General features: G+C 64.3%; 22 protein-coding genes. 12 read left to right on the top strand and 10 right to left on the bottom strand.

The annotated features are described in order from the left end of the window. Positions 1–179 precede the first annotated feature (179 nt). From BMW89_RS31835 to BMW89_RS31820, 4 genes are read left to right on the top strand one after another with little or no spacing between them, the layout of a single operon-like run. Entirely contained in the window at positions 180–485 is a 306-nt protein-coding gene (locus tag BMW89_RS31835; RefSeq protein WP_092033898.1) for a BufA1 family periplasmic bufferin-type metallophore, read from the top strand. Positions 486–534: 49 nt separating this feature from the next. After that, positions 535–1,443: an MNIO family bufferin maturase gene (bufB, locus tag BMW89_RS31830; protein WP_092033895.1), complete on the top strand. Its 909-nt coding sequence runs from the start codon at positions 535–537 to the stop codon at positions 1,441–1,443. Beyond that, positions 1,433–2,215 carry an HvfC/BufC N-terminal domain-containing protein gene (locus tag BMW89_RS31825; RefSeq protein ID WP_092033890.1) on the top strand — a complete coding sequence of 261 codons (783 nt, stop codon included), beginning with the start codon at positions 1,433–1,435 and terminating at the stop codon, positions 2,213–2,215. The genes bufB and BMW89_RS31825 overlap by 11 nt, the downstream gene beginning before the upstream one ends. Beyond that, positions 2,212–2,721 carry a DoxX family protein gene (locus BMW89_RS31820; RefSeq protein ID WP_092033886.1) on the top strand — a complete coding sequence of 170 codons (510 nt, stop codon included), beginning with the start codon at positions 2,212–2,214 and terminating at the stop codon, positions 2,719–2,721. The genes BMW89_RS31825 and BMW89_RS31820 overlap by 4 nt, the downstream gene beginning before the upstream one ends. An 11-nt stretch (positions 2,722–2,732) precedes the next feature. Here BMW89_RS31820 and BMW89_RS31815 read toward each other — a convergent pair whose 3' ends face one another. The 3 genes from BMW89_RS31815 to BMW89_RS31805 are packed head-to-tail and all read right to left on the bottom strand — an operon-like array spanning position 2,733 to position 4,815. Then, positions 2,733–3,578: an SDR family NAD(P)-dependent oxidoreductase gene (locus tag BMW89_RS31815; RefSeq protein WP_092033881.1), complete on the bottom strand. Its 846-nt coding sequence runs from the start codon at positions 3,576–3,578 to the stop codon at positions 2,733–2,735. 9 nt (positions 3,579–3,587) lie between these two features. Then, positions 3,588–4,139 carry a carboxymuconolactone decarboxylase family protein gene (locus BMW89_RS31810; RefSeq protein WP_092033877.1) on the bottom strand — a complete coding sequence of 184 codons (552 nt, stop codon included), beginning with the start codon at positions 4,137–4,139 and terminating at the stop codon, positions 3,588–3,590. Continuing rightward, positions 4,117–4,815 (bottom strand): TetR/AcrR family transcriptional regulator, encoded by a 699-nt coding sequence (locus BMW89_RS31805; protein ID WP_092033872.1) that lies wholly within the window; start codon positions 4,813–4,815, stop codon positions 4,117–4,119. Before BMW89_RS31805 ends, BMW89_RS31810 begins: the two co-directional genes overlap by 23 nt. 169 nt (positions 4,816–4,984) lie before the next feature. On the opposite strand from BMW89_RS31805, the gene BMW89_RS31800 reads away from it, so the two are divergent. The 6 genes from BMW89_RS31800 (at position 4,985) to BMW89_RS31775 (ending at position 11,930) form a co-directional block, all read left to right on the top strand. Next, positions 4,985–6,190, top strand: a complete 1,206-nt coding sequence (locus BMW89_RS31800) for an ABC transporter substrate-binding protein (RefSeq protein WP_092033868.1) — start codon at positions 4,985–4,987, stop codon at positions 6,188–6,190. Positions 6,191–6,193: 3 nt separating this feature from the next. Continuing rightward, positions 6,194–7,087: an MBL fold metallo-hydrolase gene (locus tag BMW89_RS31795; protein ID WP_092033864.1), complete on the top strand. Its 894-nt coding sequence runs from the start codon at positions 6,194–6,196 to the stop codon at positions 7,085–7,087. Positions 7,088–7,099: 12 nt separating this feature from the next. After that, a complete protein-coding gene (locus tag BMW89_RS31790) occupies positions 7,100–8,068 on the top strand; it encodes a Bug family tripartite tricarboxylate transporter substrate binding protein (protein ID WP_177196467.1) in 969 nt (322 codons plus the stop codon). Between the two features lie 39 nt (positions 8,069–8,107). After that, positions 8,108–8,647: a VOC family protein gene (locus BMW89_RS31785; protein WP_092033861.1), complete on the top strand. Its 540-nt coding sequence runs from the start codon at positions 8,108–8,110 to the stop codon at positions 8,645–8,647. Positions 8,648–8,754: 107 nt separating this feature from the next. Then, positions 8,755–11,064 carry a caspase family protein gene (locus BMW89_RS31780; RefSeq protein ID WP_092033856.1) on the top strand — a complete coding sequence of 770 codons (2,310 nt, stop codon included), beginning with the start codon at positions 8,755–8,757 and terminating at the stop codon, positions 11,062–11,064. Between the two features lie 59 nt (positions 11,065–11,123). After that, entirely contained in the window at positions 11,124–11,930 is an 807-nt protein-coding gene (locus BMW89_RS31775) for a class I SAM-dependent methyltransferase (RefSeq protein WP_092033853.1), read from the top strand. Between the two features lie 42 nt (positions 11,931–11,972). Here the strand turns inward: BMW89_RS31775 and BMW89_RS31770 are convergent, their stop codons facing one another. Continuing rightward, entirely contained in the window at positions 11,973–13,538 is a 1,566-nt protein-coding gene (locus BMW89_RS31770; protein WP_092033849.1) for a L,D-transpeptidase, read from the bottom strand. A 253-nt stretch (positions 13,539–13,791) separates the two neighbouring features. Then, a complete protein-coding gene (locus tag BMW89_RS31765; protein WP_092033846.1) occupies positions 13,792–15,228 on the bottom strand; it encodes a lipopolysaccharide biosynthesis protein in 1,437 nt (478 codons plus the stop codon). A 287-nt stretch (positions 15,229–15,515) separates the two neighbouring features. Here BMW89_RS31765 and BMW89_RS31760 point away from each other — a divergent pair, with 287 nt between their 5' ends. Together BMW89_RS31760 and BMW89_RS31755 are read left to right on the top strand one after the other, a co-directional pair. Then, positions 15,516–16,601 (top strand): glycosyltransferase, encoded by a 1,086-nt coding sequence (locus tag BMW89_RS31760; RefSeq protein ID WP_092034259.1) that lies wholly within the window; start codon positions 15,516–15,518, stop codon positions 16,599–16,601. A 97-nt stretch (positions 16,602–16,698) separates the two neighbouring features. Next, positions 16,699–17,766, top strand: a complete 1,068-nt coding sequence (locus BMW89_RS31755) for an endo-1,4-beta-xylanase (protein ID WP_092034257.1) — start codon at positions 16,699–16,701, stop codon at positions 17,764–17,766. 36 nt (positions 17,767–17,802) lie between these two features. Here BMW89_RS31755 and BMW89_RS31750 read toward each other — a convergent pair whose 3' ends face one another. The 5 genes from BMW89_RS31750 to BMW89_RS31730 form a co-directional block, all read right to left on the bottom strand. Continuing rightward, the gene (locus tag BMW89_RS31750) at positions 17,803–18,753 is read right to left on the bottom strand and encodes a DUF6492 family protein (protein WP_092033843.1); all 951 of its coding nucleotides are present in this window, start codon (positions 18,751–18,753) and stop codon (positions 17,803–17,805) included. Positions 18,754–18,848: 95 nt separating this feature from the next. Beyond that, positions 18,849–19,319, bottom strand: a complete 471-nt coding sequence (locus BMW89_RS37570; protein ID WP_143062865.1) for a hypothetical protein — start codon at positions 19,317–19,319, stop codon at positions 18,849–18,851. 8 nt (positions 19,320–19,327) lie between these two features. Continuing rightward, positions 19,328–19,594, bottom strand: coding sequence for a type II toxin-antitoxin system Phd/YefM family antitoxin (locus BMW89_RS31740; RefSeq protein ID WP_092033837.1), 267 nt, complete (start codon positions 19,592–19,594; stop codon positions 19,328–19,330). Between the two features lie 107 nt (positions 19,595–19,701). After that, positions 19,702–20,496, bottom strand: a complete 795-nt coding sequence (locus tag BMW89_RS31735; RefSeq protein ID WP_092033833.1) for a protein-L-isoaspartate O-methyltransferase family protein — start codon at positions 20,494–20,496, stop codon at positions 19,702–19,704. Further along, on the bottom strand, positions 20,493–23,963 hold the full coding sequence (locus BMW89_RS31730; RefSeq protein ID WP_092033826.1) for an ATP-binding protein: 3,471 nt from the start codon (positions 23,961–23,963) through the stop codon (positions 20,493–20,495). Before BMW89_RS31730 ends, BMW89_RS31735 begins: the two co-directional genes overlap by 4 nt. Positions 23,964–23,973 lie beyond the last annotated feature (10 nt).

Genomic DNA, 23,973 nt, shown 5'->3' with positions numbered 1-23,973 from the left:
CATTGGCTTTGCCGCGCAGTTTGCCCGCTAATCCCGGCCAAGCGCACGGCCTGTGCGCCCCCACCCAACGATCTCACGGACTCGTGAGCGGCTCGATAGTAACCCGGGTTGTGGACGAGACGAATGAGACGATGTGCCCCTCGCTTTGCCAAGCGAAGCCATCTCAAAAGGAGAACGCGATGTCTGCCAAACTTGCCATCACCACGCTCGCCCTCGCCGGCGCCCTGTCGACCGCGCTCGCGACCCTCGCCGCCGCCGCCCCGCTGACCAAGGCCGAGGCCGATGCCGCCATCGCCGCCAAGAAGGAAAAGTGCTTCGGCGTCGCGCTGAAGGGCCAGAACGACTGCGCCGCCGGACCGGGCACGACCTGCCAGGGCACCTCGACCACTGACTTCCAGGGCAACGCCTGGAAATTCGTCCAGGGCGGCACCTGCGCCAGCATCGATCTGCCGGGCGGCAAGAAGGGCTCGCTGAAGCCGGTCTGACGCAGCCAGCCGACACATCACGTCAACAGCGAGGAAGCGGAGAAGCACCATGATCACGGCAAACAAACCAGCCACTGTGCCGCTCCGCTTTTCGCTTCCGATCGGCGGTATCGCCGGAACCAGCTTCAAGCCCGAGCACCTTCCGGCGATTCTGCAAGCCGGCCCGCAAGCCGGCTTCTTCGAGGTGCATGCCGAAAACTACATGGGCGCGGGCGGTCCGCCCCATCGTGCGCTCGAAGCGATCCGCCGCGACCATCCATTGTCCCTGCACGGCGTCTGCATGTCCATCGGCGGCCCCCAGCCGCTCGACAGGGCGCATCTGGCGCGCTTCCGCAGTCTCGTCGCGCGTTATCAGCCGGCGCTGGTCTCCGAACATCTGGCTTGGTCGACGCACGAGATCAGCTTCTTCAACGACCTCCTGCCGCTGCCCTATACCGAAGCGACGTTGCGCAATGTCTGCGATCACATCGATGAGGTGCAGGAGGCGATCCGTCGTCCGCTGTTGCTGGAGAATCCGTCCACCTATGTGACCTTCCGCGAATCGTCGATGAGCGAGACCGATTTCATCCGAGCCATTGCCGAGCGCACCGGCTGCGGTCTGCTGCTCGACATCAACAACGTCTTCGTATCCGCGACCAATCACGGATTTTCAGCGCTCGACTATCTCGGCGATTTCCCGCTGTCGTGCGTTGGCGAGATTCACCTCGCCGGTCATGCCGAGCAGAGCGACGACGAAGGCAATCTCCTCCTCATCGACAGCCATGACGGCCCGGTTGCAGACGCCGTGTGGAAGCTGTTCGAGATCGTCGCGGCACGCCGCGGCCCCGTGCCCACGCTGGTCGAATGGGACAGCAAAATCCCCGATTGGCCGATCCTGCAAGCTGAGGCCGCGGCTGCGCAGGCAATCCTCGATCGCTGCAAACCGGCCGCGCAGACGGAGGATCGCCATGCGGCCTGAAGTCAACCTTGGCTTTGCCGCAGCCTTCGCGCCGGCGCTGCTCGATCCCACACGCGACGTGCCGGCGGCCGTGGCCGGCCGGGGCGGCAAGCCGGCAGGCCGACGCTATGACGTCTACCGCAACAACGTCACCGTCAGCCTGATCGATGCGCTCGCCGCAATCTATCCGGCGGTGCAACGCATCACCGGCACCGACTTCTTCCGCGCCATGGCGCGCGTCCATGTCCGCGAGAGCCCACCGAGCTCGCCGCTGCTGTTCGAATATGGTCACGGCTTTCCGGGCTTCATTGCACGGTACGAGCACGCGCGGACCATGCCGTGGCTCGCCGATGTCGCCCGAATTGAGCGAGCCTGGCTCGACGCCTACCACGCGCGCGATGCGGCGCCGCTGGCACCGACGCAGCTCGCAGCGGTAGCGCCGGAGCGATTGGCCGATCTCGTTTTCACACGGCATCCGGCAGCGCAGATCGTGCGGTCGCAATATTCGGCTGTGACGATCATTGCCGCCAACCGGGATAGCGCACCGGCTGAGCGCATCGACGCCTCGGCTGCGGAAGACGCGCTGATCACCCGGCCTGAGTTCGACGTCGTCGTGCGCCACCTTCCGCCCGGCGGGGCTGTCTTTGCCGCATGCCTGTTGTCCGGCCAGTCGCTCGGCGAGGCCGCGGCATCGGCGCTGGACGCATCAGCCGAATTCGACATCGCCACCAACATTGCCGGCCTGATCGAGGCCGGCGCATTCACCTCAATTTCTTTCGGAGACGCAGGATGATCACCGACCAACGCATGCCGGCAAGCAGCAGTCTCCCCTCACTCGGGCTCCTCGTCGACAAGGCCAATCATCTGGTGCAGACCATCGCCTTGCCGTCGGTCGTTCAGCTCGTGCTGCGCATCGCGCTTGCGGTGCCGTTCTGGCGCTCCGGCATGCTCAAATGGGCCGGCTTCCTCAAGCTCAACGACACGGCGGTGACGCTGTTCAGCGACGAGTTCATGCTGCACCTGCCGGGCGGACCCTATCACTATCCGGCGCCGACGGTGATGGCCTTCCTGTCGGGATGCGGCGAGATCATGTTTCCGATCCTGCTGATCCTCGGGCTCGGCACACGGTTTGCCGGGCTCGGACTATTGTTCATGACGCTGATCGTCGAGCTCACGGTGCCCGATGGCTGGCCGATCCATATCACCTGGGCGGCGATGGCGCTCGCCATCATGGCTTACGGGCCGGGCCGCGTCTCGCTCGACCATCTGATCGGCCGTGCGCTATCGCCCGAGCGATAGGCGCGCGCGGCTCACATCCCGCTCAGACCACTATCCACCGCGAGCGTCTGCGCGGTGACGTAGACGCTCTCGTCCGACACGAAGAACAGCACGGCGTAGGCGATCTCCCACGCGGTCGCCTGCCGGCCGAAGGGAACGTGGCCCTTGCCGCGGTTGGGACGGCCGGCGCCGGCTTCGCGGCCGTTGGGGGTGTCGACGAGACCGGGATAGACGAGGTTGGCGCGGATGCCGCGGCGCGCGCCGAGATGGGCGATGTTGCGCATCAGGCCGCCGAGCGCGGCTTTCGACGAGTCGTACACCGCCATCTGCGATCCCGCCTTCAGCGCGGCGATCGAGGAGATGAAGACGATGGCGCCGCCATTGTCGAATTTCGGCACGGCCGCGCGACAACACAGCATGGGGCCGCGGACGTTGACGTCGTAGATCCTGTTCCACTCCTCGGGGCTGACGGCATCGAGCCCGGTCTTGCCGAAGGTGCCGATGTTCAGCACCATGCCGTCGAGCCCGCCCATGGCGCGATGGGCTTCGTCGATCATGCGTTGGACGTCGGCTTCGGAGGTGACGTCAGCGGTGATGGCGAAGCCCTCACCGCCTTCATCGGTGATGTGCTTGACGGTCTGCTGTGCCGAGGTGCAGTTGAGATCGGCGACCGCGACCTTGGCACCCTCACGTGCGCAAAGGATGCTCATGGCGCGGCCGTTGCCGATCGGATCGCTGGCGGCGTCGAAGACGCGCTGGCCGCCACCGACGATCAGGATGCGGCGCCCTTTCAGTCGTCCCCTGCCCGGCGCTTCGCCCAACGACTCGGCACTCGGCGGACGGACGTAACGTTCCGGCTTGCTGTCGGTTTCCGTCATCTCATCCGCCTATTTCTTGCCGCCGTCATAGACCTTCATGCCGGCTGCGGGATCGAGATCGGTTTCGGTGGCCTCGGTGAGGCGCGCCATCATCATGTAGAAGCCGAGCGCGACGATGGATTCGACGATCTCCTGGTCGCTGAAATGCTTTCGCGCGGCAGCGAAGGTGGCTTCGGGAACACGGACGTTCTCGACCACCTCGCGACCGAACTTCAGCAAGGCGCGTTCGGCCTCGCTCAATGCGGCTGAGTCGTAGTCGCTGCGCTCGACCGCATCGAGCTGTCCTTGCGTGCAGCCGACGCCGAGCGCGATCGGCACGTGCTGGCGCCATTCATAGGCGCCGCCTTCGAGCTGCGCGGCCTGCAAGATCAAAAGCTCGCGGTTGACCGCGCCGAGCTTCTGCTTGTGCAGGATCGAATTGCCGAGCCGCATCGCCGGAATCATGTTGGCCTCGGCATGGGCCATCATGCGAAAGATGTTGAGCTTGACCGGCATGCGGTCGAACGAGGCGCGGATGTCGCCGCTCGTCGTCTCCGGATCAATCAGGGGCAGCCTTGCCACGCGTTTCTCCCTTGGGTTTTCGTTTCTTGTTGTCGTCGTCGTTTCCTGCCGAAATCAGCGACAGGAAGAAGGAAAGATAGCGGTCGATCGCCTCGATCACCTTCGGCCGCGGCGAGGGCGCCGCGCCCATCACGTAATGCTCGAGGCGGATGTAGATCAGGCCTGCCGCAAACAGCCGCGCGGTCTCGCGCGGGTCCGGCGTCGAGACCAGGCCGGCGAGCGCAAAGCCGCGAAAATAGTCCGTCATCATGCTCTGCTCGCGCGCATAGAAATGATCGGCGAATTTGGCACGGATACCGGGCACGCGGTTACGCTCGGCGGTGATGACCTTCTGGAACTGGTGCTCGCGCGGATCGGACCATTGCTCGACGAGGTCGAGCGCAAACTGCCGGCAGAACGCGGCGGGCTGACGCGACAGCTGCTTGTAGCGCGGCTCTTCCAGCCGGCTCGCGGAGCTTGCCGGACCGTGCTCGCTGACGATCGCTTCGAGGATCGCGGCCTTGCCTGAGAAATGATTGTATAGGCTGCTTTCGCGAATGCCGACCCGGCGCGCGAGCTCTCGCATCGAGGCGCCGCCATAGCCGCTCTGCGCAAACAGATTGAGCGCTTCGCTCAGGATGCGCTGGCGGGTCGTGGGCGCAGCCGCTTCCGCCGCGCTGGAGGTGTGGACAGCCATGATCGCTTGACTAACGAACGATCGTTCGCTAGTCAACCAGACGAACGATCGTTCGTTTCGCCAGTTTGGCGACGAGGGTCGCGGCCCGCAAGCTTCACCGCGGGCACTGTTCTCGCGTTTCAACTCCGCTCCATCGAGAGGCGGAGAGCAAATCTTGGGAGACGATTTCATGGCGCGCTTTGCCAGCCTTCGTGCGGCCTGCATCCTGTTGCCGCTGCTCGCAGCCGGCACCGCCTCTGCCCAAAACGCAAAATACGATCCCGGTGCCGACGACAAGACCATCAAGATCGGCACCACCGCGCCACTGAGTGGCCCGGTCTCGGCCTTCGCCCAGATCGCGAAATCCGCCGAAGCCTATTTCCGCAAGGTGAACGACGACGGCGGCGTCAACGGACGGCGCATCCAGATGATCATCGCTGACGATGCCTACAGCCCGCCGAAGACGGTGGAGCAGACGCGACGGCTGGTCGAGAGCGAGGAAGTGCTGCTGATCTTTGGCGGCGTCGGCACGCCGACCAACAGCGCCGTGCACAAATATCTCAACGACCGCAAGGTGCCGCAGCTGTTCCTGGGCTCAGGGGCGGCGAAGTGGGACGATCCGAAGAACTTTCCCTGGACGGTCGGCTGGCAGCCGACCTATCGCGACGAGGCCATCGCCTACGCCAAGTATATCAAGGCGAGCCATGCCAATGCGAAGATCGGCGTGCTCTACCAGAACGACGATCTCGGCAAGGACTATCTGAAGGCGCTGGAGGAAGGGCTCGGCGGCGGCGAAGCGATTGTCGCGCGCGCCGCCTATGAGACCTCGGCGCCGACGGTAGACACCCAGATCCTGCAATTGAAGACCGCCGGCGCCGACGTCGTGCTGGTGGCAGCGACGCCGAAATTTGCAGCCCAGGCGATCCGCAAGATCGGCGAGATCGGCTGGAAACCCGTGACCATCATCTCCAACGTCTCGGCCTCGATCAGCGGCGTGCTGGAGCCGGCCGGCAAGGACAATTCCACCGGCGTGATCTCCAGCCAATATTTGAAGGACGCGACCGACCCGGCCTCGAAGGACGATGCCGGATACAAGGAATGGCTCGCCTTCATGGACAAGTACCTGCCCGACGCCAACAAGAGCGACTGGCTTAATGTCTATGGCTACACCATCGCCCAGACGCTGGTGACGGTGCTGAAGGCCTCCGGCAACGATCTCACCCGCGCCAATGTCATGAAGCAGGCGACGACGCTCAAGGACGTGAAGCTGCCAATGCTGATCAACGGCACCACGGTCAACAATTCGCCCGAACACACCACGCCGATGACGAGCCTCCAGCTGATCCGCTTCGACGGCACGCGCTGGGTGCCATTCGGCGATCTCCTGAAGAACTGAGCGATGCTGCAGGTCAAAGTCGGCAGCATGCGGATCGATCTCGTCAGCGAGATCGCTTCGCTTGCGTTCGACAAGACCTGGCTGTTCGCCAACGTCACCGACGCGGTGATCGCGGAGAACCGGAGCTGGCTCGACCACCGCTATATCGAGCCGGAGACCGGCCGCTTCATCCTCAGCCATCACTCCTATCTCGTGCGCACGCCGCACTGGACCGCCATCGTCGATACCTGCTGCGGCAACCACAAGAAGCGGCCGCGGGTGCCCGTATGGAACGATCTCAACCAGCCTTATCTCGAAAACATGCAGGCGCTGGGCGTTCGGCCCGAAGAGGTCGACTTCGTGATGTGCACGCATCTGCACGTCGATCACGTCGGCTGGAACACGCGCCTTCTCGACGGCCGCTGGGTGCCGACCTTTCCGAACGCGCGCTATCTGATGGGCCGGGAGGAATACCGCCATTTCGAGGCCGCGCATAATGCTGAACCGAAGAGCCCGGTGAACCACGGCTCGTTCGCGGATTCTGTGCTGCCGGTGGTCGCGGCCGGGCTCGCCGAATTCGTCGAGACCGACCATCGCCTGTTTAGCGATCGCGACGCGGCTTTGCGCTTTGCACCAGCCCCGGGCCACACCGCCGGCAACATGCAGATCCACCTCACTGGCGGCCACGATCATGCGGTGATGTCGGGCGACGTCATCCATCACCCGATCCAGTGTGCCGCGCCATGGCTGTCGAACGCCGCCGATGTCGATCCGGCCGCGGCGGTCGCGACGCGGATGGCACTGCTGGAAGAGCTTGCGGACACGCCAAGCTATCTGCTCACCGGCCATTTTCCGGCGCCGACTGCGGGCCGTGTGATCCGGCACGGCGACGCCTATCGATTTCGCTTCGAGGACTAAGGGAATGCCATCATGATGCTGCGCACCGTCACGCTTTCGTTTCTCGCATTGCTGTCGGCCGTGCCTGCCGCGCGCGCCGAGGATCCTGCCGCCTATCCCACCCACAAGATCAGGATGCTGCTGCCCTACGCGGCCGGCGGCGGTGGTGACGTGGTCGGCCGGTTGCTCGCGGACAAGATGGGCAAGACGCTCGGACAGAGCATCTATATCGAGAATCACACGGGCGCAGCCGGCACGCTCGGCACGCAGATGGTCGCGACGTCGCCGAACGACGGCTACACCATCACCGTCGGCGGCATGACCACGCATGTGCTGGCGCCGGCGATCTATCCAAAGCTGCCCTACGATTCGATCAAGGATTTTACGACGATCGGCCGCGTTGGCGTCTCCGCGATCATGCTGGTGGCGACCAAGGACTTTGCCGCCGATGATATCAAGGGCCTGATCGCGCTCGCCAAGAAGGGCGAGCCGATCCAGTACGGCAGCTGGGGCGTCGGCTCGACCGGACAATTTTGCGCCGAAATCCTGATGCAGCAGACCGGCATCAAGATGGAGCACGTCCCGTTCAACGGCATCGCCAAGCTCGCAGGCGATTTGCTCGGCGGCCACATCTCGCTGGCGACACTCGACGTGGCAACCGCGACGCCGCTGGTGAAGGACGGCTCGATCAAGGCGCTGGCGGCCTGTGGCGAGCGCTCGCCGAGCCTGCCCGATATCGCGAGCTACAAGGAACAAGGCGTGCCGTTCGACCGCAGCCTGTCCTGGGCGATGTATGCGCCCGCGGGCCTGGCTCCGCCGATCGCACAAAAATTGTCGGCAGCGCTGAAGGACGCGCTTGGCGATTCCGAGGTGAAGGAGAAGCTACTGGGGCTCGGTATCACCCCGCAATTCGTGCCCGGCGACGAGCAGCGCGACATCAACGCCCGCGATATCGCAGCCTGGAAGCAGGTTGCCAAGGACGCAAACATTGAAGTCAAGTGATCGAGGTCAAGTGAGCAACGTGAAGAGAGGAGCGCGGACATGAGCCGCATCTTCGGCGCGGTGCGCCAGAACGGATATGTGGTCCGGGACATCCACGCCGCGATGAAGCACTGGATCGAGGTGATGGGCGTCGGCCCCTGGTATTACATGGACCGCGTCAAGACCGACTGGTTCCGCCATCGCGGCCGGGATTCCGCGGTCGAGATGAGCATCGCGCTGGCCAATTCCGGCGATCTCCAGATCGAGCTGATCCAGCAGCGCAACGACGCGCCCTCGCTCTACAAGGAGTTTCTGGACGCCGGCCACGAAGGCCTGCAGCACATGTCGTATTGGAGCCACGACTACCAGGCGCTCTACGACAAGGCACTCGGGCTCGGCTACAGGATCGGCCACGAGGGCCAGATCGGGGGCGACAAGGGCCGCTTTGCCTATTTCGACACGCAGGCGCATCCGGGAACCATCGTCGAGATCTCCGACATCAGCGGCACCAAGGGGCCGTTCTTCGAGAAGGTCCGGCAAGCGGCCCTGAATTGGGATGGCTCTCGGCCGATCCGTGAGGTCGGCGGGACGAAATCGTAAGCCCGCTGCGACGAGGAGAAGCGCCGATCCGCGCCAAATAGAAATTGTATTGCGGCCCCGGTCGGATATTGTTTCCGACATTTCCAGATCCCGGCTTGGGGGCCGTGATGAAATTATTTTGTCTCTTTGTTCTCAGCGCGCTGGCGCTCGCCTTCCAGCCGTCCGCCGCTTTCGCCGACCAGCGCATGGCGCTGGTGATGGGCAATTCGGCCTATCAGCGCGCGCCCAAGCTCGCCAACGCCACCAACGACGCCAACCTTCTGGTCGAGACCTTCAAGAAGGCCGGCTTCACGGTCGTCGATGCTCGCAACGACCTCTCGGCTCAGGACATGCGGCGCACGCTGCGGGATTTCGGTGCCAAGGCCCGGAGCGCTGACATCGCCGTGGTTTACTACGCCGGCCACGGCATCGAGATCGACGGCAACAATTATATCGTTCCGGTCGATGCCCAGCTGGAGAACGACACCGACGTCTATGACGAGACCATCGGGCTCGATCGCATTCTCGTCGCCATCGAGCCGGCGAAGAAGCTCCGCCTCGTCATCCTCGATGCCTGCCGCGACAATCCGTTCTCGAAGAACATGAAGCGCACGATGGCGTCACGAGCGGTTGCACGCGGATTGGCGAAGGTCGAGCCGTCGAGCCCGAACACGCTGGTTGCCTTTGCCGCGAAGGCTGGCCTCACCGCGCTCGATGGCGACGGCAAGAACAGCCCGTTCGCAACCGCGCTGGCGCATCACCTTGCGACGCCGGGCCTCGATCTGCGCAAGGCGTTCGGCTATGTCCGCGACGAGGTGCTCCAGGCCACGACCAACAGGCAGGAGCCTTTCATCTACGGCTCGCTCGGCGGCGACGATGTCGTGCTGGCACCGGCGGCTGCGCCTCCTCCGCCACCACCCGTGCCTGTCGCATCCACCGACACGAGCGCGTCGCGCGACTACGAATTTTCAGAGCGCGTCGGCACGGTGGAGGCCTGGGACCTCTACATCGCCGCGCATCCGAGCGGATTCTACACCGATCTTGCCAAGGTCCAGCGCAACAAGCTCGCTGCCGCCCGCCCTGCCCCAACACCGGCCACCGTCGCGATTGAAACGAAGAAGGTGGAGACGACACCCGTGCTGCCGCCGCAGCCTGAATCAACAAAGCCCGTTGCCGCACCGAAGCTCGCGGCTGCGCCCGCCGCCATCACGCCGCTCACGCTCGCGAGCCCGCCCGCAACCGAGACCAAGAGCGTTGCCGCCGTGCCGGTATCGAGCTGCACCACACGGATCGCACGGCGCGGCAGTGACGCCGTCGGCGGTCCCTTCATTCCGGTCTCGATCAAGCCGAATGTCGAAGGTGCGAGCGTCCGCACCATCGCCGTCTCGCCCAACGGCCGGGAAATCGCCACCGCCGGCGACGACGGTGTGATCCGGTTGTGGGATGCATCCTCGTTCCGGCAGACCCGTGTGTTGAGGGGACATTCCGGCGCGGTCTACGCGCTCGACTATTGGGCCGACAGCACGCTGCTCGCCTCCGCCGGTTGGGACGGCAAGGTCAAGGTGTGGGACCTCAGGAGCGACGGCCAGAGCCTGACCTTCGATGCCGGAGCAAAACAGTTCGCGGTCGCCTTTGCGCCGGAGCCGTCGCTGAAATATCTGGCCTCGGCAGGCGAGGACGGTGTGGTGCGGATCTGGAATCTCGGCACCCGCGAACTCGCCAGGAGCAGGCTCGATCACCAGAGCCCCGATCCCGCGCGCGCGGCGGTGCGTTCGCTGAGCTACGCACCATCGGGCTCGGGCGAGTTCGTCTCGGCCGGTTACGACGGCAAGATCAGGTTCTATCGCACCAGCGGTGCCGTCGACGCGAAGGATGCCTACGGCCGCAAGGCGCTGCGCGTGGCTTATTCTCCCGACGGCACGCGCGTGGTCACCGCCGGTTCGGATGCGGAGCTCGGCTCGGCAAAAGTGTTCGACGTCAGGAGCGGAGCGTCGCGGCTCCTTGTGGGACACCGCGACTACGTCGTGTCGGCGAGCTGGTCGGCGGACAGCAAACGCATCGTCACGGGCGGCGGCGGCCGCGACAAATCGGTCAATTTGTGGGACGCCGAGAGCGGCCGGCTGCTCGCAAGCTTTGCCGGCCATCAGGAAGATATCGAAGCGGTCGCGTTCTTCCCGGGCGGCACGCGGCTGATCTCGGCGAGCGAGGACAAGACCATCAAGGTCTGGGACGTCGCCGAGCGGCGCCTGCTCCTGACCGCGATCGGCTTCGGTGACGACGGTTTTGTCAGCTACACGCCGGAAGGCTGCTATGCCGGATCGAACGGCGTCGAAAGCCGGCTCAGCATCTTCAATGGCAGCCGCTACGAGCCGATGTCGATGGAGGCGCGCAAGGCGATGCAGGAACCGGCGGGGTTCATGTCACTGCTGGCGCGGTAAAGCACAGACGCCGCGGGCTTTGTGGCATACTTCACGCCTGAACATTCAGGGAGGCGACCATGTCCGATGCTGACAAGGTTTTCGCGGGCTCGATCCCGGGGATTTACGACACTTATTTTGTGCCGATGATCTTCTCCGAGTACGCCGACGATATCGCAAGACGTGTCGCAGCTCTCGCTCCCTCGGCGTTGCTCGAGATCGCAGCGGGGACCGGCGCGGTGACGCGCGCCGTGGCCGCCGCGCTGCCTCACGATTTCCGCTACGTTGCGACCGACCTCAACGATCCCATGCTGGCGGTCGCGGCGCGGCGCCAGGGTGAAGACCATCGTATTTCCTGGCGTCAGGCCGACGCGTCGTCCCTGCCATTCGGCGATGCCGAGTTTGACGCGGTCTGCTGCCAGTTCGGCGTCATGTTCTTTCCTGACCGCGTCAAGGCGTATGCGGAAACAAAGCGCGTCCTGAAGCCAAACGGCACGTTCCTGTTCAATGTCTGGGACCGCATCGAAGAAAATATATTCGCGCACGATGCGACGCTGGCGCTCGGCGAGCTGTTTCCTGACGATCCGCCCCGTTTCATGGCGCGGACACCACACGGCTACTTTGACCAGGCGATCATCAGGGCCGATCTCGAACGCGCAGGCTTTCGCGACATCACGATCGAAATGCGGCCAGCGCTCAGCCGCGCGCCGACGCCCGACCTTGTGGCGTTCACCTACTGCCAGGGTACGCCAATGCGTGGCGAGATCGAGACACGGGGCGACCTTCAGGCTGCGACCGACGCGGTCGCCGAGGCAATCCGGGCGCGCCATGGATCCGGACCGGTCGAAGCCAAAATTCAGGCCCTGGTGATCACGGCGCGTCCGTAGTTGCAGCGGGCTTTAGCCCCGCCGCGAGACCATCGTGCAATCCTACCAAAAGCCCCGCTGCACCGGTTGCGCCGGCTGATAATACTGGTACTGGCCACTGCGCCGGCGCGGATTGACCGGCTGCGGCTCGGGATTGCGCTGCTGGAAGAAGAAGCCGAAACCGTTGCCGCCATTGCCCCAGCCTTCGTCGCTTGCAACTTCCATCGGAGGCGGCGCGGTCGGCTTGCGCGTGATGAAGCCGCCCTGCGGATGGTTGCTCAGCACCGCCACGAACTCGGTGCGGTAGTTGGTTTCGGCGCTCAGCGGCTCGTCCGAGATCACGATCGACGAGCGCGGCAATGCGGTCGGCGCGATGCGATCCCACACCTCCTGCGGGATGGTGATGCGGTCGAGCGCGTCCTTGGCGTCGTCGCCGTTTTCGATCGTGACCACGCTCCAGCGCAGGCCCGTATCGTTCTTCGCCATCGCCGTGAAGATGTGCGTACCGAGCGGCTGGTCGGGATTGCGGATGGTGACGGGAACCTCGATGCTGGTGTCGAACACCTCGCCGCCGCCGTCCGGCGCCGGCTTGTGCGTGTTCCGCCGCACATAGAGTTTTTGCGTCGCGCGGCTGATGTAGACCGAGACCGGCTCGAGCGCGAGTTTTGCGTCAGTCGCAGCCTTGACGGCTTCGGTCTTTTTGGTCGCAGCAGCCTTGGAGGCTTCCTTTGTCGCCGCGACAGCGTCGCGCTTTGGCTGCGCCGCCGCCTTGGCGGCGTCGAGCTGCGTCGCTGCATCCGCAGCCTTGGTGGCGAGCTTCTGCTTCAGCTCTTCGGCCTGCGCCCGCGCCTGATCGGTCTTGGCAGTCGCGAGCTTCTTATCGGCAAAAGCGAGCTCGGCGTCGGCACGGGTCTTCTGCTGTTCCAGCTTGCGCAGCGACGCCGGCAGCGAGACGGCGTCTTTCGCGGCCAATGCGGCCGCCTTCTTGGCCTCGTCGGCGGCCCTTGTGGCCTCCTCAGCCTCGCCAGAGAGCTTGTCGACACGGTGCGGCGCCGCCTCGATGGCCTCCCGCTTCGGCATGAACAGCGAGGGGTGAGAAAAATCGACCGGGGCCGCGTCGTTCGGCGAGATGATCACCCGCATTCCGATGTTCGTCTTGTCGAACAGGCCTTCCGCGAAGTTGAAGGGCATGCGCACGCAGCCATGCGAGGCTGCATAGCCGGGCAGCGGCCCGCCGTGCAGCGCGATGCCGTTCCAGGTGATGCGCTGCATGTTCGGCATCCAGGCATCGTCATACATGGTCGAGTGGTGGTCCTTGTCCTTCTCGACGATGGCGAAGACGCCGGCCGGCGTCTCGCGGCCGGTCGTTCCGGTCGACACTGGCGCGCGAAAAATCCAGCCGTCGGCGTCGTAGAAGGTGACCTGCTGGCCCTTGATCGAAACCACCGCCATGATCGGCTCGCCGGCCTCGCGCGGCGCCACCGCCTCGGCCGGCTGGCGCGCCTGCTTGGCCGCGGTCGCCGGGCCAACCGTGGCAAATGCGAGCATCGCCGCCAAGGTCACAATTCCGGGAGGCCCCCAACGCCGCATCGCCACGGTGGATTGCGCCGTTGTCATCAGGTTTTTCATGCCATCCTCGGTCGAAATGCCAGTCCGCCGGTCAAATATCAGATTGCGGTCTTTGGATTAAGAAATCGCAGTCGCCATACGTTCCGTCTGTGGCGATATTCGGCCCGTTCCGGCGACAAATCTCTCATATACGACGGCTGGCGCAGGCGGAAGGTGGCTTGCGGCCGGGGCTGGTCCGAAGCTGGCGGTTTATCGCCGCGGCAGAGGGTCCGTCTGCTCCCGGGGGTACCGCTGACCCCGGCCGGACGTCAGGCTAGACGCCCAGCGCCTTCCGATTGAACGTTCGCAGGAAACGCAGCGACAACGTGCGCACATTTGCGACGTTGAGCAGCCAGGCGGCGGCAGCATAGGCAAGGCCGCCGGCGAGGCTCACGACGATGAGCGGGACGAAGCCGGAGCCCCCCGCCTGCGATCGCGCAACGAGGATCGCAGCTGCCATCACTGCTGCGGAAGCAGCCACGCCGGCGAGACGGTTGATATCGAACGGGACGGGATGGGCACGGCGCATCAGGACGATTGCGACAACGAAGCCGAGTGCCTCGGTCGCGAGCGTCGCCAGCGCCGCACCATGGAGGCCGTAGCCTGCAACCAGCGCGAACATCAGCGCCACGCTCACCACCAGCGTGACGAAGGACTGCGCCGCCAGCATGAAGGGGCGCTCGGCGAGCTGAAAGCTGATCTGGACGTAGAACTGATTGGCGATGCCGAAGAAGCGGGCGAGCACCAGGGTCGGCAGCAGCGCCGACACGCCGGCGCGGAAATCGACGCCGACAAGCGTGCCTGCGATCTGGTCCGCTGCGAGCGCCAGCCAGATCGCGACCGGCGCGACGACGACGAGCAACAGCTCGAGGCTCTCGTTCAGCCGCTCGCGCGTGATCTCATTGTTTTTCTCCGACAGCGACCGGAACACCAGAGGCACGGTCGCAGCAGCAACGCTGGAGGCGACCATCACCATGAACTGGCGCGGCAGGTCAGCGGCAACGCCGAAGATGCCGGCGGCGTCCTTGCCAAGGAGATAAGCGACGATCAGACGGTCGCAGGTCGAGTACAGCGCGACCGACAGGCCGGCCAGCGTCAGCGGCAGGCCATAGCGCGCGAGCTGCATGAACTGGCTGCGCTCGAAGCGCGCGATCTTCGTGCGGTCGCCGATGAGATTGAGGATGATACCGGTCAGCGAACCCAGGCCGAACGCCGCGAGCAGGCCCATGCCGCCCCAGCCGAGCCAGATGCCGACGAGGCCGAAGCCGACGCTCGACGCGCTACGCACGATCGAGATCGCCGCAAAGCGATAGGGCCGCAGCTTGGCGCGCTCGAACTCCTGGCCGACATCGACCGCATTGGCCATGATCGCGACGAACATGCTGGCCAGCAGCAGCTCGACACTGACATCGCTGCGGAACAGAAAGACCAGCGGGGTCGTGGCGCAGAGCACCGCGACCGTGAGCCCAAAGGCGACCATCGCCGTGCCGCGAAAATCCACCTCCGCCGACATCGCCTGATAGCGCGACACCGACAGCTTGATCCAGGCGAAGAAGATCGCGCCGAGAATGCCGGCCAAGCTGATGCCGACGACATAGACGCCGTATTCCGCAGGCGTGAGCAGCCGCGTGTAGGCGGTAACCGCGAAGAAACCCACCGCGGCAGGCAGGATATAGGCGACCAGATAGATCGAGAAATGGCGATTCAGCATGCGGGCACGGGACCGGCGGCGCGATGTGGGCGGCCGTTCATCAATTGGACCTTGGCTTGGCTATCGAAGGCTTGGCTATCAAAAGCTTGGCAATCGGACTGCGCCGCAGCATCCCCCAAGATAGTCATTTAAGTCTGCAAATCGGCCGCCGAATGGGGCGGTTCCACCGCTTTCGCGCGTTAGCGTTAAATTTGCCCTTTCCTTGAACCGGCCGCCGCGATCACCGAAAAGAAACCATGATTTCAGGTCGTCGCCCGACGTCCTGGTCGTGCGTGGACGTGACCAAAATGGACGTTGCCGAGCGTATACGGGCAAATCCGGCTCAACTGCCGCATGGTGGCCTTGATGCCCCCCTGGTTCCGGCGGCCCCTGAAGGCCGCGGGCGGATGACGCTCAACCTGTTTTTCGAGGAACGGGACGACCGCTGGTTTCCGGGCGACCGTCACATCCGGCCGCTGCTGCGGCGCATGCTGCTCGGCAAGTCGTGGATCAGCGGGCAGCGGCGCGTGTTCCTCAATCTCTGCGCTGGGCTCGACAGGGTCGGCATCCCCTACCGCGTCAACGATTACGGTTACATCCGCAAGCATCCGGAGGAGCTCGCCTGCATCATCGGGCGGCCGTTCGTGCTGGACTGGTTCGAATGGAAGAACCCGCTCCTGCTGGGCGTCGCCATGTACAACCATCCCGTGGAGGCGGCGGCGCATCTGCACGATTTGCAAACCAGGACCATCCTGGTGCCCTGCCACTGGTACGCCGACATGTGCCGTCCGTCCTGGCCCCATGTCGAGATCTGGCCGGTCGGCATCGAGACCGATTTGTGGACGCCTGCGCCTGCCGAGCAGAAGAGCGTCGATGTGTTGCTCTACGACAAGGTGCGCTGGGAGCACGACCGCTTTGATGCTGAGCTGATCGAACCGATCCGCCGGCATCTCGAGGCAAGCGGCCGCACGGTCGAATTGGTCCGCTACGGCCACTACAAGGAAGACGACTACAAGGCCGCGCTGGCGCGCTGCCGCAGCATGGTGTTCCTGTGCGAGCATGAGAGCCAGGGCATCGCCTGCCAGCAGGCGCTGGCGAGCGGCGTTCCCGTCTTCGCCTGGGACCGCGGCGGTCCGTGGCAGGATCCGGAGTATTTCCCGCACAGGGTCAGATACGAAGGCGGCGTGTCCTCGGTGCCCTATTTCGACGCACGTTGCGGCATGACTTTCACCGATGCGGGTGGCTTCATCGCTGCGTGGGGCGACTTCTGGTCGCATGTCAGCGCCGGCGATTTTGCACCTCGCGACTATGTGATGGAGAATTTGACGCTCGAGAAGGGCGCGCTTCATTACTCCACGATTGCCGAAGCGGCCTTGCAGCGCCAGACGGGCTGACGAGGTCCGGCAAAGTTAACCCAACAATCGGAAACCCGGGCGTTGCAAAGCGGCGCTTGGTACGATGGCGCGTTGGTTCCCAAAGGAACATCGCAAATTGGCCAGGCTCGACAGACGCGAATTTCTTCTCGGCAGCGCCGCGACACTCGCGGCGGGCGCATCCGCGTCGGCATTGCCGGCGTCCAAACTTGCGCAGCGGCGCCCCGGCTTTGGTGCTGCGGCAACATTGTGGGACCTGCAAGCCGATCCCAGGCTCGGCGAAGCCATCAGCACCTATTGCACGCAGGTCGTGCCGGTGCTCGAACTGAAATGGCCGATGCTGCGGCCGGACGCGCACACCTTTGCTTTCGAGCGCGCCGATGCGATCTTGGATTTCGCCCGGCAAAACGATCTGACGATGCGCGGCCACGCGCTCGCCTGGTATCACGACATTCCGGACTGGACCAAGCAGATCAAGGACAGCAAGGGCGTCGAGCGCGCTTACGTCGACCACATCGGCACTGTCGTGTCCTATTACAAGGACAAGCTGACGTCGTGGGATGTCGTCAACGAACCGATCCCGGACAATCCAAAAAAGATCACCGACCGGCGCGATACGTTCTGGACGCAGCATCTGGGTAAAGGCTGGATTCCGCTCGCCTTCCGCACGGCGGCCGCGGCCGATCCTTACGTCAAGCTCGCGATCAACGAATATGACATCGAGTCGGCGAAGGACTCGTTCATTGCGAAGCGCGCGGCCTACCGCCATCTCATCATGGACCTGCTCGACCAGGGCGTTCCGCTCCACGCCGTGGGGCTGCAATCGCATCTGCATGCCGAGCTCGAGATCGACACGCACGGGCTGGCCGAATTCGTCACCGAGCTGCGCTCCTGGGGGCTGGAGGTTTATGTCACCGAGCTCGACGTCGACGACCAGAAGCTGACGGGCAATCCGGCCGAACGCGACGCCATCGTCGCCAAGCGCGTCAACGACCTCCTGACCGCGATCTCGACCAGCGGCCCGGTGCGCTCGATCCTGACCTGGGGCCTGTCGGATCGCTATAGCTGGATCAACGGCACCTTTGCCCGTGCGGACAAGCAGCCGAACCGTCCCTTGCCGCTCGACGGCGAGTTCAAGCCGAAGCCGTTCATGGACGTCATCAGCAAGTTCACCAGGGACGTCTGAGGCCTGACGCGCCGCGCGACATCTAGCGCGCCAAGCCTAGCGTGTCTTTGGCGTCTCGAATGCAGTCGTGTCGCCCATGTGGTCGGGAGACAGGCTCGGACCGCGCCGGTCGCGTGAATTCAGGCGGAAGACATCGCGGATGTCGTCGATCGAGGTCGACGAATAGGACTGGATGCAGAGCGCGACCTGCTCGGGCGAGGCAGCTGCGATCAGTGCTTCAATCGCCGGACGATCGAGGCGGGTATCGTCCCAGTGCGACACCGCGATGCTGTCTTCCGTCACCCGATGCGCCGCCAGATGTTCCGGCGAGTTCGCGACGAAGTTTCCGTAGAGCAGATATTCGGAGAATTTTTTCTTCCGGCACAGCGCCAGAGCCCAGCTGAGGCCCGTCGCCGACTTGATGGCATCGGTCATCGCGCGCGCAGTGTCCTTGTCCCACACCAGCGCGTTGCCGACATAGTCGTCCGCGGGGAAGGAGCGCTGCTTGATACCGAGAAGCTGATCGACGGTGCGGAGCCACAGCACATGCAACGGGTGGTCGGCGTCGATCCCCTTGCGCGTGACGAACAGCGGCGTCTTCTCGGCGCCGGCGTATTGGCCGACGTCGAATTCGCGGAAGAACAAATTGTCCGAATCCAGAATGCAGACGCGTTGCTCGGGCGCATTGAGCACGCCGGCGATCTTCAGGATCTGTTGGATGTGCCAGCCGTGCACGGGCGACGACAGCAAGGAGAGCCAAACCCGGCGGCTGCTGATGAACTGAAGCGCCGGCGGCAGCGCGAAGAGCCATTTCGGCAAATAGCGCGAGGCCGGAACGATGACGCGCTTGTCGGAAGCGAACCGCGCAAACAGCGGCACATCCTCATCGTTAACGAGAACATAATGCCGCGTGTATCCCGTCAGCCACGTATCGATGCTCTCGCTGAGCAGCGAAAAGCGTTCGATATCCTTGGCATAGCTGGCAGTCAGCAGTGCAACGGAATGCATGGAGCGCGCTCAAATGGCCATCAACCCGCAGTCATAGCGGCGTGGGAAGATGCTGGAAACTCACGATTCGAATCAAGGTAAAGCGAAACGACCGCCTACGACCGGGAGCGCGGTGGCAGATAGCGTACATTCTCCATCTTCAGCCGCTGGCTCTTCAACTCTTTGACGAGCCGGTCGCGCACACTGCGAAAGAAGCGCGGAGGCAGAAATCCATACAACCACTTTCCGGACCCCGGCACGCGCGACAGATCGTTAGGCCAGAACTGAACATTGCACTCGGAGATGACGATCCAAGATTCCCCGGGAAGATCGAGATGCCGACGAACTTGATCAGGTATCTTCACAGCGGACTGATCTGCGCGGGGCGACTTGGTGCTGACCGGAAGGTAGATGACTTCGTTGAGAAGGGCAGGTTCATGGGCTGCCCGTTGCAGTCGGGGATCCGGCCGAACCTTGACGAGAACAACACAGACAGGTCGATCCTTCCGAGGTTGCTTGCCATCGGCCCACTGGTAGTCGAAGCGAACAACCATGCCCGGTTCGGGCGCCGGCAGATGCTCGCTCAAGCGGTCACCTAATCGAGCAGCTTGTCGAGATGATCATGCCGGGAATCCATCTCGACGTTAGCCAAATCCTCGGCGAGATCGGCCGGCAACTCTCCGATCGTGTAGACCCTCGCGCTCGCGGCTCGTTCGAGCCGGTTGAACTCATCGATCGACATCATGACATGCCGCCGGCGACCGCGATGCGTGATCGCGATCGGGGCAACGAGGGCCGCGTCCTGAACCTCCCCTAACCGCCTTTGGAGGTCCTGCGCACTGAAGTCTTTTAGATTTCGCATATGTCACCGCACAACATCAAAGCCGCGAATTATGTATTTCATACTATTCATGTATTCAATGGCAATATCGAGAGTCAGAAAATAATAGAAATATCAATTACTTAAACCTAGCTATCCGACGGCAGCCCCTGCTCGATGCCGCGAAAGCGCAGCGGGGCCAGGGCGGAGGCGCGCTGCCACCAGTCGGCGACGCGGTCGTCGAGCGCAGTCGCGCCGCGGCCCTGGCCGGGGAAGATCCGGATCTGCTGCACGGCCTCGGCTTCGAAGCCTTTGCCCTTGCGCGTGATCTTGAGGGCGGCGCCTTCGCGGTCGCGCTGGGTCAGCGGCACCAGGAGGCGGCCGCGCGGACGGAGCGACTGGAGCCAGAGCGGATGCGGGTGCGAAAAGCCGGCATGGACGATGATCACGTCGGCGGGTTCGCCGATCTCCATGCATCCGTCACCGTTGATCACCTCGACATTGCGGTAGCTCCGAAGGTAGTCCGCGGCGCGAGCTACAAGCCGCTCGTCGCACTCAATGGCACGCACCCTGCCCTTTGGGCCCACGATCTCTGACAGCACCGCCGAAAAATAGCCGAGCCCGCAGCCGATCTGGACGACACGGTCCTTCTCCCCAACATCGAGCTCGTCGATGAAATGCGCCCACAGGCTTGGCAGCCCGGTGTCGAGCTTGCGGCGCGCGTCGATCGCGACCAGCACATTGTCGTAGAGATGAACGGGATCGGCGTCCGGCGTCAGCCGGTAGCTGCTGCCCGCCTCGCTCTTGATGCGCCAGGGCCCCCTCGCCAGAAAATTTTCGCGCGGCACAGCGCCGAGGGCTGCGAGCAGGCGCTTTGAAGAAATCCGCTCGCGCTTCGCAATCAGCGCGACGTAACGCGCACGCGCGGCATCGAGATCGCTCATTTCACGGGATCGGCGGGTTCACGAACGGGCACGTCCCCTCCGAGCTCGTTGAGCAGCTGCATCGCCTGCTTCAGGTCCGGCGTGTAAAAACCCTCGCTGAACTTGCCGACGATCGGTGCGAGCAGGAGACTTGCATGCTCGCGTTTGCCGGCTTCGTGCGACAGGCGTGCGAGGCTGACGGCGGTACGAAGCTCCCAGGACAGCGCGCCCTGCTTGCGCGCAACCTCGAGCGACAGGCCGAACAAATCCTCGGCCTCTTGCACCGACGTCGGCCCGCCATCCGACAGCGTGATCTCGCCCTGGAGGCGGTAGACCTCGGCAAGGTAGGAGTGATCCCCGGTCCGCCTTGCGGTCGCGAGCGCGCCGTCCAGCGCGCGCAAGGCGGCATCGCGCATTCCGACCTTGGCGTAGGCTTCCGCGAGCAGGCAACGAAACCAGCAGCCGGCAAGCCAGGAGTCCATCGCCTCGTATTCGTCGAGACCGAAACGCATCTGGCTGATGCCCTCGTCGGCCTCGCCGAGCTGCGCCAGCGCCCAGCCGCGCAGGATCGCGGCCTGCTGCTTCCAGTGCAGGAAATTGTGCTCGGTGGCGATGATCATGGCGCGGTTGGCATGGTCGCGCGTGCCTTCGATATCGCGCAAATGCTGACAGAGATAGGCGCCGAACACGAGCGCGAAGGCGAGCGAGAAAGGATGATGAATCTTCTCCGCGTGCAGGATCGCCTGCTCGCTGTGCTGACGTGCCGCGTCGGGCCGGCCCAGGAACCACAGAAGGTAGCCGAGATAAGACAGCGAAACGACGCCGGGATCGGTGCCGTGGCGCTCCATCAGATCGGAGTGCAAATCGGGGCTGTAGAGGTTGATGCAACGATGCAGATGGTGTTGCGCGGCGGCAAAGCGGCCGCGATAGAGCATGGTCATCGCGATCGAGCGATGCGCCTCGATCAGATAGCCGGTCTGCTGCGCCGGCTGCGTCCGCTCGTTCAGCCGCTCGCGCTTGGCGAACTTCAACAGCTCGACACTGAGATCGTGCGCGCGGGTGAGATCGGCACGGATGAAATGGCACACCCAGAGCCCGCGCGTAGCGGCAAAGGCCTTTTCGTCGTCGTCGAGCTGCTGGCCGAGCTCGAGCGCGCGGATATAATTCTCCTCGACCTCCTGCACGGCGTAGCCCTTGGCGGCGATCAGCGCGTTGCCGAGCGCGATGCGCAGCTCGAGCTCCATCTCGTCTGCGCCCTGCATGCGCGCATTGGCCTGCACGACGCTCAAGCCCCGGCGCAGATGGCCGATCGCCTCCAGATTGGCGCCGCTCTTGGCCGCCTGCTTGCCGGCCTTGAGCCAGAAGCTGGCGGCGCCCTCGCTCTGGCCCGATTCGGTCAGGTGATGGGCCAGCAGCTCCGGTTCGCGGTCGGTCTTCTCCGGGTACATCTCGGCGAGCACCTGGGCGATCCGTGCATGCAGCTTGCGCCGCTCGCTGTGCAAAAGGCTCTCATGCGCGGCGTTCTGGATCATCACATGTTTGAAGGAGTAGAGCGCATCGGGCGGATGGCCGCGGCGCATGATCAGCCCGGCCCCTTCCAGATGGTTGAGCGCGGCTTCGATCTGTTCCGCCGGCGTGTTGGCGACGGCCTGAAGCGTCTCGTAGGAGAACTCGCGGCCGATGGTGGCGCCGATCTGCGCGATCCGCTTGAACGGCCCCATCCGGTCCAGCCGCGCCATCAGCGAATCCGTCAGCGTTGCCGGGATCGCAAGCTGCCGCCACGGGCCCGACAGTACGTAGCGCCCGTGCCGTTCGGTCAGCAGGTTGGATTCCAGAACGGTCTTGGTCAGCTCTTCCAGGAACAACGGCACGCCGTCAGTCTTGACGATGATCTCCTCGACGACCTCCTTGGGCAGCTCCCTGCCGGCGACACGCTCGACCAGCGTCGCGCGCAATTGCCGGCTCAGGCGGTTCAGCACCAGCGTGGTGATGTGCGAGTGGGCGTTCCAGCTCGGCTGGAATTCGGAGCGCGCAGTGATGACGACCAGAATCGGCCGATTCTGCACCCGGTCGATCAAGAGGTCGAGAACCTCACGAGAGGTCGGGTCGATCCAGTGCAAATCCTCGAATGCGATCACCAGCGGCATCTCACGCGCGAGGCCGAGGAAGTGACTGACCAGCGCCGCGACGGTGGCATCCTTCTGCTGCTGCGGCGACAGCTCCAGCGGTGGATAGCGGTCTCCGGTCGGGATCGACAACAGCGCAGCAAACAGCGGCGTGACCTGCTCGATGTCGCCATGTGCGGCCGCGATCGCGGTCTCCAGGCTCGCCAGCGACTGCGCGGATGCATCCTCGCGGTCCATGCCGAGGGAGAATTTGAGCTGCTCGGAGAACGGATAGAATGCCGTGGACGTGTAATAGGGCGAGCATTGGAACGAGACCTGGCCATGGCGGTCGCCTGATATTCGCTCAAAAATCTCCTGAATGATGCGCGACTTGCCGATACCGGGCTCGCCGAACTTGACCACGACCTGGCCGTCGCCGTCCTTGGCCTGCTGCCAGCGCCCCATCAGCAGCGCGATCTCCTCCTCGCGGTTGACGAGCGGGGTCAGCCGCGTGCCCATCGCGGCGGCGAAGCGGGTTTCCACCCGCGTGGCGCGCACCACGTGCCAGGCTTGCGCCTTCTCCGAGATGCCCTTCAGCGCATGGACGCCGAGATTGCGATAGTCGAACTTTCCCTTCAGCAGCGACTGCGTCGAAGCGGAGATCACGACGCCGTTGGGCGGTGCCAGGCCTTGCAGGCGCGCGGCGAGATTGACGGTTTCGCCGACGGCGGAGTCGCGCTCTTCGGTGCCCTGCCCCACGAGGTCGCCGACCACGACGAGACCGGTCGCGATGCCGATGCGGACGGCCGGCGAATGGCTGAGTGCACCGCGTGGCTCGATCGCGCGCGCGGTCGACAGCACCCGCACGATCTCGAGCCCGGCGCGCACCGCGCGCTCGGCGTCGTCCTCGTGCGCGGTCGGATAGCCGAAATAGACCAAAATACCGTCGCCGACGTAACGGGCGGCAAAGCCCTCGTAATGCTTGACCACGCGGACGCAGGTCTCGCGAAAACTCGCGATCATGTCCCGCACGTCTTCAGGATCGAACTGCGCGGAGAGCGCAGTCGAATCGACCATGTCGCAGAACATGGTGGTGAGCTGACGCCGTTCGGCGCCGACTTCCGTCCGGGGTTGCGGGCGGGCCACTGTCCCCGGGGGCTCCGTGGTTTCAGCGTGGAACAGCGCCGCCATCGCCCGCCGGAGCCGCTTGCGATCGCCAAGCGGCAAGCCGAGCTCGACCAGGTCGGCTTCGGTCAAATCCCCCATGACATCGAGATCGAGGCGGTGCTGTACGAAGAGATCGGTATAGTGGCCGAGACCGATGCCTTCGAGCCAGCGCTTCAGCCCGCCTTCCGTCCCCGTAACAGGCTCATTCTCCAGCATGGTGATTCTG

The sequence above is a fragment of the Bradyrhizobium sp. OK095 genome (assembly GCF_900109945.1).
In the GTDB taxonomy this organism is placed as follows: Bacteria; Pseudomonadota; Alphaproteobacteria; order Rhizobiales; family Xanthobacteraceae; genus Bradyrhizobium.
The sequence above is the reverse complement of the archived record's forward strand: the minus strand, read 5'-3'. Positions and strand labels throughout refer to the sequence as shown.